The organism is Streptomyces sp. NPDC059851 (assembly GCF_042732005.1).
Classification (GTDB): Bacteria; Actinomycetota; Actinomycetes; order Streptomycetales; family Streptomycetaceae; genus Streptomyces.
The window spans coordinates 68,300-82,104 of the sequence record NZ_JBHWJJ010000023.1 but is presented as its reverse complement, the minus strand read 5'-3'; the positions used below and the strand labels follow the sequence as shown (position 1 = coordinate 82,104).

The 13,805-nt window shown below is 69.8% G+C and carries 12 protein-coding genes; 7 read left to right on the top strand and 5 right to left on the bottom strand.

Annotation, left to right across the window (positions count from 1 at the left end; genetic code table 11):
- Positions 1-249: 249 nt before the first annotated feature.
- The gene (locus ACFV7Q_RS11305; protein ID WP_385426716.1) at positions 250-1,116 is read right to left on the bottom strand and encodes an NmrA family NAD(P)-binding protein; all 867 of its coding nucleotides are present in this window, start codon (positions 1,114-1,116) and stop codon (positions 250-252) included.
- Positions 1,113-1,550, bottom strand: coding sequence for a nuclear transport factor 2 family protein (locus ACFV7Q_RS11300; protein WP_385426714.1), 438 nt, complete (start codon positions 1,548-1,550; stop codon positions 1,113-1,115). The genes ACFV7Q_RS11305 and ACFV7Q_RS11300 overlap by 4 nt, the downstream gene beginning before the upstream one ends.
- 87 nt (positions 1,551-1,637) lie before the next feature.
- Between ACFV7Q_RS11300 and ACFV7Q_RS11295 the strand changes: the two genes are divergently transcribed.
- Positions 1,638-2,246 carry a TetR/AcrR family transcriptional regulator gene (locus tag ACFV7Q_RS11295; RefSeq protein ID WP_385426711.1) on the top strand — a complete coding sequence of 203 codons (609 nt, stop codon included), beginning with the start codon at positions 1,638-1,640 and terminating at the stop codon, positions 2,244-2,246.
- Between the two features lie 649 nt (positions 2,247-2,895).
- Here ACFV7Q_RS11295 and ACFV7Q_RS11290 read toward each other — a convergent pair.
- Entirely contained in the window at positions 2,896-4,011 is a 1,116-nt protein-coding gene (locus tag ACFV7Q_RS11290; RefSeq protein WP_385426708.1) for a serine hydrolase domain-containing protein, read from the bottom strand.
- A gap of 291 nt (positions 4,012-4,302) precedes the next feature.
- Between ACFV7Q_RS11290 and ACFV7Q_RS11285 the strand changes: the two genes are divergently transcribed.
- Positions 4,303-5,184, top strand: coding sequence for a GyrI-like domain-containing protein (locus ACFV7Q_RS11285; RefSeq protein WP_385426728.1), 882 nt, complete (start codon positions 4,303-4,305; stop codon positions 5,182-5,184).
- Positions 5,185-5,563: 379 nt separating this feature from the next.
- Here ACFV7Q_RS11285 and ACFV7Q_RS11280 read toward each other — a convergent pair whose 3' ends face one another.
- Complete coding sequence (locus tag ACFV7Q_RS11280; RefSeq protein ID WP_385426706.1) at positions 5,564-5,839, bottom strand: hypothetical protein; 276 nt, start codon at positions 5,837-5,839, stop codon at positions 5,564-5,566.
- Positions 5,840-6,370: 531 nt separating this feature from the next.
- Between ACFV7Q_RS11280 and ACFV7Q_RS11275 the strand changes: the two genes are divergently transcribed.
- Positions 6,371-7,477, top strand: a complete 1,107-nt coding sequence (locus ACFV7Q_RS11275) for a helix-turn-helix transcriptional regulator (protein WP_385426704.1) — start codon at positions 6,371-6,373, stop codon at positions 7,475-7,477.
- Between the two features lie 77 nt (positions 7,478-7,554).
- Here ACFV7Q_RS11275 and ACFV7Q_RS11270 read toward each other — a convergent pair whose 3' ends face one another.
- Positions 7,555-9,045 carry a long-chain fatty acid--CoA ligase gene (locus ACFV7Q_RS11270; protein WP_385426701.1) on the bottom strand — a complete coding sequence of 497 codons (1,491 nt, stop codon included), beginning with the start codon at positions 9,043-9,045 and terminating at the stop codon, positions 7,555-7,557.
- A gap of 257 nt (positions 9,046-9,302) precedes the next feature.
- Here ACFV7Q_RS11270 and ACFV7Q_RS11265 point away from each other — a divergent pair, with 257 nt between their 5' ends.
- The 4 genes from ACFV7Q_RS11265 to ACFV7Q_RS11250 all read left to right on the top strand — a co-directional run bounded on the left by ACFV7Q_RS11265 (position 9,303) and on the right by ACFV7Q_RS11250 (position 13,715).
- A complete protein-coding gene (locus ACFV7Q_RS11265) occupies positions 9,303-10,328 on the top strand; it encodes an AraC family transcriptional regulator (RefSeq protein WP_385426698.1) in 1,026 nt (341 codons plus the stop codon).
- A 329-nt stretch (positions 10,329-10,657) separates the two neighbouring features.
- Positions 10,658-11,716, top strand: coding sequence for a 3-keto-5-aminohexanoate cleavage protein (locus ACFV7Q_RS11260; RefSeq protein WP_385426696.1), 1,059 nt, complete (start codon positions 10,658-10,660; stop codon positions 11,714-11,716).
- 55 nt (positions 11,717-11,771) lie between these two features.
- Positions 11,772-12,746 carry a quinone oxidoreductase family protein gene (locus ACFV7Q_RS11255; RefSeq protein WP_385426693.1) on the top strand — a complete coding sequence of 325 codons (975 nt, stop codon included), beginning with the start codon at positions 11,772-11,774 and terminating at the stop codon, positions 12,744-12,746.
- A 39-nt stretch (positions 12,747-12,785) separates the two neighbouring features.
- Positions 12,786-13,715, top strand: a complete 930-nt coding sequence (locus ACFV7Q_RS11250; protein WP_385426690.1) for a TauD/TfdA dioxygenase family protein — start codon at positions 12,786-12,788, stop codon at positions 13,713-13,715.
- Positions 13,716-13,805: the final 90 nt, after the last annotated feature.

Below are 13,805 nucleotides of genomic sequence, written 5' to 3'. Positions count from 1 at the left end.
GGCGTGCACCAGGCCGCTGCGATACGCGGCCGGCAGCCGGTCGTAAACGGCGGCGGCCATCTCGGCGGCGATTCCCCGATCTCCGTTGACCCGTAGCCAAGGCGGCGGTGTCCATGGCGACCTGGGCGCGGGTCATGCTCGCCCGGGACGCGGACGGCCGGTTCCAGATCGGCTATGAAGGCGGGGTGCACGCATCAGCGCGCTGCCGAAACGCAAAGGCCAGCGGGAGGAGCGTGCACACGGCCTCCATCAGTTCCTTTGGCTCAGCTCCCGCTCCGCGAGGGCGTGGAAGCTGCGCGGGGGCCGCCCGGTGATGCGCTGGACGGTGTCGGTGACGTGGTCCTCGGCCCCTTCGGCGATGGCCCGGTCCATGTCAGCCAGCATCGTGGCGAACTCCCGGGGCATCAGCGTGGTGAGCCGGTCGTGCAACCCGTTGTGGGACAGCGGTCGGTGGACCACGAGCCGACCGGTTACCTCGGTGATGACCGCGGCGATGTCGTCGTGGCTGAGGGCCTCGGGGCCGGTAAGGACGAGATCCGTGCCCGGGGCCTGGACGTCGGTCAGGGCGTGGACGGCGACGGCAGCGATGTCGTCGGCGTCGACGAAGCCGACCCGGCCGGTGCCGGTGGCGGTGAGGATGACGCCGTCGGTCCGGATGCTCTGTGCGTGCATGTGACTGCCGGTGAAGTTCTGCATGAACCAGGACGGCCGCAGCACCGCCCATTCGTCGAAGATGCCCGGCAGCGCCTGGTGCACCAGCCCAACGGCCGGCCCGCCCTCCGGGACGGCGGAGGCGCTCAGCAGCACCGCGCGCCGCACGCCGACGGCACGGGCCCGGCGCAGGAAGGGCAGGACGACCGCCGCGGGGTCGGGATCGCCCACGGGTGGGATCACGTAGACGCGTTCGGCCCCATCGAGGGCGGCGGCGTGCGTGCCGGGCTCGTACCAGTCGAAACGGACCGACTCGGTTCCGGCCACCGGCGTGCCCTTGCGACTGGCTGCCCTGACCGTGTGACCGGCGGCCGTCAGTCGTGCGGCGGTGCGGCTGCCGGTGGTCCCGGTGGCGCCGATGACGAGCGTGGTGCCGGTGAGGGGGCCGGCTTCGGTGCTGGTCATCGGCTGCTGCCGGCGAGGTCGACGCCGGTTTCGAGGACGGCGAGGGGGTTCCAGTAGTCGCGGTAGGAGGTGAAGCGCCCGTCCTCGGCGGTGACGACGGCGATGTACGTCATGTCGAACGGGCGGCCCGTCTTCACCAGCCTGCCGACGCCGCGCATCTCGGCCACGATGGTCCGCGGATCGACGGTCTCGTGCATCCGCAGATGGGCCTCGGGGAAGTCGTGCAGGTCAATGTGGTCGGGGTAGGGGCGCATGTAGTCGGCTATGGCTTCGCGGCCCATGAGCCGCGCGGGCCGGCCGGGGGGTGCGAACGGGAATTCCATGACCCCGTCCTCGGCCCACAGGCCGATCCAGCCGGGAACGTCTTTGGCGAGCAGGAGTCGCAGGCTGTGGCGGTACAGATCCACCGGCGAGAGCGGTGCGGGCGCGGGCATGGGTATCCTCCGTCTCATAGGATGCGGACCCTGGGTCCGGTTTCGACGATACGGACTCGGGGTCCGTTTTTCAATTGGAGGAGTCGCGTGCCCGAGCCCAAGCGCAGAGCCCGCAAGGACGCCGCCCGTAACCGCCAGGCCGTCCTGGACGCCGCCGACGCCCTCTTCGCCCGTTCCGAGAGCCCCGAGGACCTCACGATGGCCGATATCGCGGCGGCTGCCGGCGTCGGCAAGGGCACGCTCTTCCGCGCGTTCGGTGACCGCGCCGGCCTGCTCCGCGCGCTCTACGAGGCACGGCTCGAACCGATCCGGGAGGCGGCGGAGGCGGGCCCGCCACCCCTCGGGCCCGCTGCCCCGCCGCAGGAACGCGTACCCGCCCTCCTCGACGCGGTCCTGTGCTTCAAGCTCGACAACCACCGCCTCGCCCTGGCGCTGGAGGAGAGCGGGAGCGGCAGCCCGTACCAGGCGGAGCACTACGAACACTGGCACGGCTTGCTCCTATCCGCATTGGAGCAGATCCCCGGTATGACCGACCCCCGCTTCACCGCCCATGCCCTGCTCGCCGCCACCCGTGCCGACCTCGTCGAGCGCCTGGCCGGTCAGGAAGGGGTGCCCCGCCAGACGCTGCGGCGCCAACTGGCGGGCTACGCCAGAAGAGTCGCCACTGCGGACCCGTACGCTTCCCGCCCCGATTGATCAGTTGAGGACTGCGGCAGCCTCGTTGCTCTCCGTGAGAGAACTGTGCCGTGGCCACGGCATCGACTGCCCTTCTGATCAGATCGAGGCCGGCCTCGGGCTGGGAGAGCATCGGGACGTGGGCGCTGTTGACCTCGATGGTGGTGGCGCCCATGCGCTGGGGGACAAAGCGTTGGAGAGGGCGACCGCCGCGACCGCCCGGCGAGGCAGGCTCGGGTGCTGCTCCCGCGACCGAGCATTGTCGACGACGGCGCCTGCCCACAGGCGCAGCCCTGCACGGGCTCAACCGGTGTAGACGATCTGAGGGCCATACACACGACCTTGACCACACACCCGCGCGCCATGAGGAAGCTGGTGGTCGCCCGGGGGTTGCAGACAGGCCAGACCTCCTGCCGTTCGGGCGCGAGCGGCTCGCCCGCTGTGGAGCCGAAGTCCCACGGATTCACCGGCACGGACGAAGATGGAGAAGCGGTCGACGCAGAAGATTTCACCCTCTGCTGAGACGTTGCGCTTGTCCGCGGGTCCACGCCATCTGGTCCCGAGCGACCCTGCGGACGCCGAGGCGGCGGGGCGGCGGGGCGGCGGGGCGGACCGGTCCAGGCGGGAATGAGCAGCCCGAGTGGGCCCAGCGCCCCCCCTCGTCGCGCTGTCACTGCAGGCCACTGTAGGCGGCCAACACGATCTCCATGCCGCGGTTGTCCTCCTGCCGGTCCCGGTCGATCATCCGGTTCATGACGTAGGCCACCGTCATGCGTGAACCGGGATCACTCACGACCAGCGAGCCGCCCCAACCGCCCCAGCCGAAAGTGTTGCCGAACTTGGCGAAGCCCACCGTCCAGCACATCGGCACTCCCAGGATGCGGTCCTGACCGCGGAACACCTCCTGCCACGCCGGCTCGCAACCCCGGGGGGACAGCAGCCGCACGCCGCCGACCGTTCCCTGGTTCGCAAGTACCGACTGGATGAGGGCGACGGAGCGAGCGTTGCCGAAGCCGTTCACCGCGGGGATCTGCGCACGGCGCCAGCCCACTGAGTTGACGTCCTTGACCCGGATAGCGGCACCGGTGATGTCCCGCGGTACGCCGTCCGGTCCGGGCGGTGCGCTGGCGGCGTACTCGTCGGTCAGTGATGGCGGCGGGATGAGCGGTGTGACGCGGTGGTCGTGCTCTGCGGAGAGCCCGATGTGGAAGTCTGCGTCCAGCGGCTTGGCCACCTCCTCTGCGAAGAACTCGCCGAGGCTGTGGCCGGTGATGCGGCGGACGATCTCACCCACGAGGAACCCGAAGGTGAGCGCGTGATAGCCGACGGCCGTCCCGGGTTCCCATGCGGGCGCCTGCGCGGCCAGTCGTGACGTCACGTCCTCCCAGTCGTAGAGGTCCTCGACCGCCGTCAGCCCGGACAGGTCCGGCAGTCCCGCGGTGTGGGACAGCACGTGCCGCACCAGCACGTTCTCCTTGCCCGCCGCGGCGAATTCGGGCCAGTAGGCGGCGACCGGCGCGGACAGATCGAGCTCGCCCCGGTCGGCGAGGATGAGCGCGCACAGTGCGGTCATGTTCTTGGTCGTCGAGTTCACACCGGTGAGGGTGGCGCGTTCCCAGCTGACGGAGCGGTCTGCATCGGCGTACCCGCCCCAGATGTCGACCACCGGCTCGCCATCGAGGTAGACAGCGACCGAGGCACCCACGTCGTCCTTGCCGAGCGAAGCTGCAAGGGCTGCATGGACTGCGGCGAACCGCGGTTCGCATAGTCCCTTAATCTCAGTCATGGGCGTAAGCCTCAGGCAACGCCCAGGCTTCCTACCCAACAATTCCCGCACTGGTTTGGTCGGGCAATGGTTGCTCCGACACGGAACACCCCGGATCCACTCGTCGAACATGTGCGCATGCATGTGCGAAGCGTGTGCGTCACGACACTCCCACCCGTGACCGCCAGGGTGCCGCGCTCGGAGAGCGAACCCGGCTTGGGCCACGGGTGCGGCCGCTGCGGCTCCTGCGCCGCGGCTGGTCGGTGGGGTGGGCGTTCCCGCAGTGGAGGGCCGTAGAAAGGACGGATGCGCGTGCTGGAGCGGCTGAATCAGGCGCTGGACCACCTGGAGGCCAGCCTCGACCGGGAGGTCGACATGGCCGAGGTGGCCCGGATCGCCGCGGTGTCGGAGTACCACTTCCGGCGGCTGTTCTCCACGCTCGCCGGGATGCCGCTCCCGGTATACGTGCGGCGCCGCCGGATGACGCTCGCCGGGGCCGAGGTGCTGGCCGGGGAGCTGACGCTGCTCGATGTCGCGGTGCGGTACGGGTACGGCTCGGGCGAAGCGTTCGCCCGGGCGTTCCGGTCGGTGCACGGCGTCGGGCCGGGCGAAGCCCGGCGCACGGGTGCCGTGCTCACCGCGCAGCCGCGCATGTCCTTCCGTCTCGTCGTCGAGGGGAGTACGACCATGCGGTACCGGATCGTCGAGAAGGAGGCGTTTCGGATCGTCGGCAGGAAGGCCCGGGTTCCGCTCGTGCACGAGGGGGTCAACGCGGCCGCGGCGGCGCACGTGGCGCGCCTGGACGAGCAGGCGGTCGTACGGATGAAGGAGCTGGTCGCCCGGGAGCCGGAAGGGATTCTGTCGGCGGCGGTGCACCTGAGCGACAGTCGGGAGGAGGGCGCCGAGGTGGACTACTGGATCGGCGTTGTGACGGGTCCCGAGGCGGCCGTCGAAGAGCTCGACGCCCTCGACGTGCCGGCCGGGACCTGGGCGGTCTTCGACAACCACGGGCCCTATCCGAACGCCCTCCAGGAGCTGTGGCGGGACGTGTTCACGCAGTGGTTCCCCTCGAACCCGTACGCGAGCCGGCCAGGTCCGGAGCTCCTACGGACGCAACCCGTGGAAATCGGCGCGCAGACCGACTCCCAGCTGTGGATCCCCGTCGAGCGGGGCAGCGCGAGCGCCGGGGCGTGAACCCCGGTGCCTGGACGTTGCCCTCCGAACGGAAGCCCCCAGCTGAATGTGCTGGCGGTCAGTCCATCACCGCTGTTCAGGAGCGCAGCATAGATCCCCATCGCTTGGAAGAGCTCGTGCTGCGTGGGAGCGGCCGGGGTGCCGTCGGCCCGGCTCGCGCTCTCGGCCGCTGGCCCGACAGCAACTCGGTGGTGCTCACGCCAGCGTGACGAGCGAAGCGCCTTGAGGTGGCGACTCAAGGCGCTTCCAGATCGATCGGCCTGCGGGATGCCGGCTAACTGGGGCTCCGCCCCATCGTCAGCCGGGGCAGCCGCCGCTCTCTGGCGTCACGGTGTTGGCAGCTGAGCTTACGGCGACCGGCCCGATCCGTCGGCTCAGATCACTTGACGAGCAGCCACAGCTCGAACTGGCCGTACGGAGCCGCGAGGCACATGTACGTCCAGGCGTAGCCGGAGCGCACGGCGTAGTCGCCCCGCTGGGTGCACATGTAGCCGCTCATGGTTCCCGCGCGCTGCCAACCCGACAGGGTTTGCGTAGCGGCGCTCACCTCCTGCGGGGCCGTCGCGGGCATGGCCTGGGCCGCTGTCCCGGCGCCCAGTACCGCAACGACGCTCAGTGCCGCCGCCGCTGCTGCGCGTCGAAGGCTGAAAGTCATCTGAGATCCCCTCCCTGCTGTGCCACGGGCCGACGGTTGCCGGCTCTCGTTCCAGGGTTGGTCAGGCTGAGGTACGGATCCATCCCAGGAATCTGGGGGATGGGCCATGTCCTTCCCACAAGACCGGCCGCGGCCACCGAGCTCTCAACCTCCTCGGGCGTTGTGGCCCGGTTCCTGCGTCATCCACTTCCAGCCGGTTGATGAGGCTTTGCAGGACTACGGAGTGACCATTTACTGATGCCAGCCCGGCTCGGTCGGCCCGTCGCCCCGTGATCGGCCGACCGAAGCGCACTCGACGGTGGACGAAGGAGCGTCTACGTGGCCTCCCGGCCTCCTCCGGCCAGCGTCAAGATGATCACTGAAGCATCGCGACGCGGCGAGCGGGGCCCATGACCAGGATGCGGTTCCGGCTCGGCGGTTCCCGTCCGAGGAATGTGGGGGCTTCGAAGCGGTTGCCGGGGAACGGCCCGTTCCTTCCGGAGTCCGGCATACCGGGCGCCCGCCGTGGCCCTCAGGGTTAGCCTGGGCGCCATGAGTCGTGACGGGGGGTGGGCCGGGCGCGTTCGTCGTGAGGCACTGCGGGCGGCGGCGTCCGCGCACGACGTCGAGGGGTTCTTCGACGATGTGGCGAAGGTCGTGTTCCAGGCCGTTCCCTGCGACGTGTGGGCCGGTGTGACCGTCGATCCCACGACGCTCATGAACACCGGCGGGAACTACCGCAACGGGGTGCCCGGCGCTCTGATGCCGCGCATGCTGGACATCGAATACCGTGAAGGTGACGTCAACCTCCTGCCCGACCTGGTGCGGCGGCGCACGCCCGTAGGGCTGCTCAGCCAGGAGGTGGGTGGCGAGTTGGACGCCAGCCCCCGCTACCGGGACATCGTCAAGCCGCTGGGCTGCCGTGACGAGCTGCGCATCGTGCTGCGGGACAGGTACGGGACGTGGGGGGCTCTGGTGCTCGGCAGGGGCGTCGACGCCCCGCCCTTCGAAGCTGCCGATATCGCCGCGGCAGGCGCACTCGCCGAGCCCCTGGGCGAGGCGCTGAGACGCCTGCAACTGGCCGAGAGGGCACGAGTCGCCGAGAGCCCGACCGCACCGGGACTGATCCTGCTCGATCCGGACTACGAGCTGGTCTCGGCCTCCTCGACGGTCCGCTGGTGGTTCGAAGAGCTGGAGTCCGGATCGCCCGGCAGCCGTGGACTGCCCCCTGCGGTCTACGCCGTCGCCGCCCGGGTGCGTGCCGCACAGGGTCCGTCCTCGATGGGCTCGTGGGCACGCACGCGCAGCGGTGGCTGCGTGAGACTGCACGCATGGCTCCTGCAGGACGGGCCACGGGACGATCCGATGGTCGCGGTGTCGGTCGAGCCCGCCGATGACGGCGAGCGCGCCGGCTTCCTGATCGCCGCCTACGGACTGACCGCCCGTGAACGATCGGTCACCGAACTGGTGCTGCACGGCTACTCAACCGCCGAGATCAGCCGCCGAGCGCACCTTTCGCCCCACACCGTCCAGGACCATCTCAAGGCGGTCTTCGACAAGGTGGGTGTCCGCAGCCGCCGCGATCTGGTAGCGACCATCTTCTCCCGCCACTACCGGCCCGGCCTCCTCCCTTCCCGAGTCCCTCCCTCGTCATCGTGAGGTGGCTTGAGATTCCCGGAAGCCCCGGGACGGGGGTTCGGCTCACGAGCCGACGAAGCCTCTGGTGAGGTCGCGGGTCACAGAGTGACGACGATCTCGCGCTTGAGGATCTTCCCCGTGGCGCCCTTGGGGAGTTCCGCCGTGAAAGTGACGATCCGCGGGTACTTGTACCCCGCCACGCGCTCCTTGACGTGGGCACGGATCTCCTCGGCCGTCGCGTCGGCGCCCTCGCGCAGGGCGATCACCGCCGCGACCTCCTCGCCGTACACGGCGTGCGGTACGCCGACAACTGCGGCCTCGGCCACGGCGGGGTGCTCGTACAGGACCTCCTCGACCTCCCGCGGATACACGTTGTAGCCGCCGCGGATGATCAGGTCCTTCTTGCGGTCCACGATGAAGTAGAACCCGTCCTCGTCAACCCGGGCCAGATCGCCGGTGTGGAACCATCCGTCGCGTACCGCCTCCGCGGTCGCCTCCGGGCGGTTGAAGTAGCCCTTCATCACGTTCTCGCCGCGGATCACGATCTCCCCGACCTCGCCCGGGCGCACCTCGCAGCCGTCCTCGGCGACGAGCTTCATCTCGACCCCGCGGATCGGCCTCCCGATGGAGCCGGCCTTGCGCGGGCGGTCCGGGTGGTTGAAGGAGGCCACCGGTGATGTCTCGGAGAGACCGTAGCCCTCCAGCACCGTGGCGTCGAAGCGCCGCTCGAACCCGTGCAGCACCTCGACGGGTATCGCGGCACCGCCCGAGACGGCCACACGCAGCCGGGAGGCGTCGAAGCCGTCCGGGAGTTCGGCATGGAGCAGCGCCGAGTACATCGTCGGTACGCCCAGGAACACGGTGACCCCGTCACGGCACATGACCTCCAGCGCCCGCTGCGGATCGAACCGCGGCAGCAGCGTCAGTGTCGCCCCCGCGGCGACGGCCGTGTTGAGCGCACAGGTCTGCCCGAACGCGTGGAACAGCGGCAGGCCACCGAACAGGACGTCGTCGGGGCCCGTCTGCAACAGCGTCTCGGCGACGGTGGTCGTGTTCGAGACGAGATTGACGTGCGTCAGCTCGGCTCCCTTGGGCGTGCCGGTGGTGCCCGAGGTGTAGAGGATCAGCGCCGGGTCCCCGTCCTCCCGGTCGATGACGCCGGACTGCGGTTCGGCGGCCGTGAGCAGGTCCTGGAACGCGGAGGGCTCCATCACGAGGCTCTCGGCCCCCACCTCGGCGGCGGCGCGCGCGACCTCCTGCGCGAACACCGGGAACGTCACTGCGACGCGGGCCCCGCAGTCGCGCAGGATGTACGCCGTCTCGCGGGCCTTGAGCAGGGGGTTCATCGGCACGACCACTCCCCCGGCCCGAAGGATCCCGTAGTAGACGACCGGGAAGAACACCACGTTCGGCATGCTCATGGCCACCCGGTCGCCCGGCCGCACGCCGCGGTCCTGCAGCACCGCGGCGAACCTGGCACTCGCCTCGTCCAGCTCGGCATAGGACAGAGCGGTGTCGTCGTGTCGCACGGCGACGCGATTGCCGCGGGCCACCGCGGAGTTCACCAGAATCACGGCGAGGTTGGTCATGGCCGGCAGTCTCCTTCTGTCCGTCCCGGTCGTCAGCACGGTGCGGGCGGCGATCGTGGCATCCGCCGCCGGGACGGCTGGGACGCAGGCTGTGGGATCGGACGACGTCGAGTGGGGTGGTCCACGGCGGATCCGGGACTCCGCACGCGGTTCGTCGGGGCCGCGTTGAGGGGATGGTAGGGCGGCCGCAGCCTCGATGCTTGACGTGCCGGGACGAGGAACTTAACTTCTGGGGACCGAACACCTGGAGCACGTCGATGAGGCCCCTCGTCCGCACCGCAGCGCTGAGCGGCTACGTCGAGCTGGGCCGCTCCCTCGGCATCGACCCGAGCGCGCTGATGAAGCGCGTGGGTCTGGACACCGCGGACCTCGCCGTCCAGGACCGGTGGATCTCGGGCCCCGCCGCCGTCCACCTCCTGGAACTCTCCGCGAACGCCTCGCACCACGACGACTTCGGCCTGCGCATGGCCGAGCTGCGCCGCTTCTCCAACCTCGGCCCCATCAGCCTGGTCGTCCGCGAGGAGCCCGACGTACGCAGCGCGCTGGCACTGCTGCTGCGCCACGAGCACATGTACAACGAGCTCCTGCACACGCGCCTGTCCGAACGGAACGGCCTGGCCTCCATCAAGGTGGACCTCCGGCTCGGTGAGACGGCGCCGGCCCGGCAGGCCACGGAACTGGCCGTGGGTGCCTTCGCCCGGATTCTGCGGGGGTTCCTCGACCCGCGGTGGCAGCCCCTCTCGGTGTGGTTCACCCACGGCGCTCCGGTGGACACGGACAGACACCGCCGCCTGTTCGGCCCGGGGCTCGAATTCGACCGCGAGTTCAACGGCATCGTCTTCTACGCCGACGACCTCGACGCCCCCAACGCCATGGCGGACCCGCAGCTGCGGAACTACGCCCGACAGTACTTCGACGCCATCGCCGCCACTCCCAGGGACACCTCGGTGGTGGACCGGGTTCGCGAACTCATCGAGGCCCTGCTGCCCACCGGCCGGTGCTCCATCGAGCAGGTCGCCCGCAGCCTCGGCGTCGACCGTCGCACCGTCCACCGCCATCTGGCCCGGTCGGGAGAGACGTTCTCGTCGCTGCTGAACGCCACACGGATGCGGCTCGCGGAGCAGTTCGTGCCCCATCCCCGCCACTCGCTGACGGAGATCTCCGACCTCCTGGGCTTCTCGTCCCTGAGCGCGTTCTCCCGATGGTTCCACGAACAGTTCGGGTGCAGTCCGAGGCAGTGGCGCAAGGAAAAGGGCCGGGCGCGGCATCCGGGCCGGGGCTGACGGACCCAGCCGTACGACATGCGGACGGCACCTCGGTCGCCCGTCGCCCATGTCCCCGAATGACAAGTCCGCTGTCACCAGGGGTCAAGCAGTCGGCCTCACCCGGCCCTACCGTGGCTTCACCGCTCACGGCGGTCGACTGCCGGAGGTGAGACGGGTCGTTTCCCCTACGGCCCGCTCCCCTCCGGCACCGGTCGACCGCGCCCGGGCCCACGCGCCCGATGTTCTCCCTGGCCCGGCCCGCGCCGGTCCCTGCCGTCCAGGAACTCTGATTCCGCAGGTGCCGACCGGCACGGCCGGTGATCACCCGCACGCAAAGGAGAAGGACCGTGCATTTCCACGACGACTCGCTCTTTCCCGAGAACCAGGAGAAGCTCGTCATCCAGGCCGCCCCGTACGGACCGGAGTGGCTGCCAGGCGACGCCGACGACCTGCCGCTGACCATGGACGAGCACGTCCAGGCGGCCGTCGACTGCTACAACGCCGGTGCCACGGTGCTCCACATCCACGTGCGCGAGCTCGACGGCAAGGGCTCCAAGCGGATGTCCATGTTCAACGAACTGCTGGGTCGACTGCGCGAGGCAGTGCCTGACATGCTCCTGCAGATCGGCGGCTCGATCTCCTTCGCCCCCGAGGGCGAGGGCGGCGACGCCAGGTGGCTCGCCTACGACACCCGTCACCTCCTGGCCGACCTCACACCGGCGCCGGACCAGGTGACCATCGCGATCAACACGAACCAGATGAACATCGTCGAGATCATGACCGCCGATGACCTGGAGGGCACCTCGATCGCGAAGCCGGACTACTACCGGGCCTACCGCGACATGGTCGTCGAGGCCGGCCCCGAGTTCTACCTCGAGCACCTGAAGCGCCTGCACGCGAGCGGCGTCCAGCCGCACTTCCAGCTCGCCACCATCGCCCAGCTCGAGACCGTCGAGCGGCTCATCCGCGCCGGCGTCCACACCGGCCCGCTGGTCCTCAACTACGTTGCGATCGGGGGCGGTTTCGCCGGGCGGCACCCCTCCGACCTGATCGAGTTCATCCGCCGCGTACCGGACGGCGCGGTCCTCACCATCGAGAGCTCCATGCGCGCCGTGGCCCCGATGAACGCGATCGCGATCGCCCTCGGCGTACACGTCCGAGTCGGCAACGAGGACAATCTGTGGCGGCGCAAGGGCGAGCGGATGTCCTCCGTCGAGCAGGTCGAGCAGATGGTCCGGATCGCGGACACCCTCGGACGCGACATCGCGACCGGTCCCGAGGCCAAGGAGATCTACAAGATCGGCGAGTACTACTCCGACGCCGACGAGACCCTCGACCGTCTCGGCATGGTCCCGAACCGCCGCCCCGGGCAGCGCGGCTTCATGCTGCGCGCCGTCAAGAACTGACCCGGCCACCCGGCGTCCTGCACGAGCCCCCACACACGAGCGATCGGAGCATCCCGTGGCCCACGCCGTCCGCTTCTACGAAACCGGTGGACCCGACGTCCTGACCTGGGAGGAGGTCACCATCGGTGACCCGGGTCCCGGTGAAGTGCGCATCCGACACGTCGCCGTCGGCCTCAACTTCGCCGACACGTACTTCCGCACGGGCCTCTACCCGGTCCGACTGCCCGACGGAATCGGCGTCGAGGCCTCCGGAGTGGTCGAGGCCATCGGTGAGGGAGTCACCCACGTCGCCGAAGGCGATCGCGTCACCTACACCGGCAGCCCGTTGGGGGCGTACAGCACGGAGCGGATCATGCCGGCCTCGCACCTGATCAAGCTGCCGGACGAGATCGGCTTCGAGACCGCCGCCGCCATGACCATGCGCGGACTCACCTCCGCGTACCTCCTCCGCCGGATCCACGCGTTGAAGGCCGGTGACACCGTGCTGCTCCACGCGGCGGCGGGCGGTGTCGGCCTGATCCTCAGCCAGTGGGCCAGGCTCCTCGGCGTCACCGTGATCGGAACGGTGTCCAACGAGGAGAAGGCGGAGCTGGCACGCGCACACGGCTGCGAGCACGTGATCTACTACCGGCGCGAGGACGTGGCCGAGCGGGTGCGCGAGCTGACCGACGGCGCAGGAGTGCCGGTCGTCTTCGACAGCGTCGGCAAGGACACCTTCGCCGGCTCGCTGGCTTCGCTGTCACGCCGCGGACTGCTGGTCTGCTTCGGCACGGCCTCCGGTCCGGTACCACCGATCGACGCCATGCAGCTCGCCGTGAACGGCTCGCTCTTCGTCACCCGCCCGGCCCTGGCCGACTACATCGCCGAACCGGCGGAGCGGGACGCCCTGGCAGGCGAACTGTTCGACCACGTCGCCTCCCGACGCATCACGATCGAGATCAACCAGCGCTACTCCCTCGATGACGCCGAACAGGCACATCGCGACTTGGAAGCCGGACGGACCACGGGGTCCTCCGTCTTCACCCTCTGAGGACACCCGCGCCCACACCCCACCCCAGGAGTGAGCACCATGCACGAAACCCTTCGATCGAAGGACCGCACTCCGGCCCGGGGGCTTGCCCTGGTACGCCCCGACGTGCTCCGCACCTCCATCGGCGTCGAGCCGCTGACCTGCTCCATCGGCGCCGAGCTCTCCGGCGTGAACCTCGCCGACGCCGCCCGTGACGACGACCTGTTCGCCGAGATCAAGATCCTGCTGCTCGAGCACAAGGTGCTGTTCCTGCGCGACCAGGACATCACGCGCGCCGACCACGTCGCCTTCGCCGAACGCTTCGGACCGCTGGAGGACCACCCGGTGGCCGGCAGCGACCCGGACCACCCGGGCCTGGTCCGCATCTACAAGGACCTGGACAGCGCGCCCGAGCACTACGAGAACGCGCTCCACACCGACGGCACGTGGCGCGAGAACCCGTCCATGGGCGCCGTCCTCCGCTGTGTCGAGTCGCCCCCCGTGGGCGGCGACACGATCTGGGTCAACATGGTCGAGGCCCACCGCCGCCTCCCGGAGCACATCAAGACGCAGATACAGGACCTGCGCGCCCGGCACAGCATCGAGGCGACCTTCGGCGCGGTCATGCCCGGGGAGCAGCGTCACGCGCTGGCGGCCCGGTTCCCGGACGCGGAGCACCCGGTGGTACGCACCCACCCGGAGACCGGTGAGGAGATCCTCTTCGTCAATGCCTTCACGACCCATTTCGTCAACTACCACACGCCCGAGAACGTCCGCTTCGGCCAGGACTACGCGCCGGGCGCCAGCCAGCTGCTGAACTACCTGATCAGCCAGGCCGCCGTGCCCGAGTACCAGGTCCGCTGGCGCTGGCGGAGGAACAGCGTGGCCATCTGGGACAACCGCTCCACCCAGCACTACGCCGTCCAGGACTACTGGCCCGCCGTCCGCAAGATGGAGCGCGCCGGAATCGTCGGCGACAGGCCCTTCTGACCCTGCTTTTCCGTCAACAGCAGTCGAGGTGATGACAATGGGGTTTTTCACCACTGCGACACCCGCCCCGGAGAGAGCCGGGACCGGCAC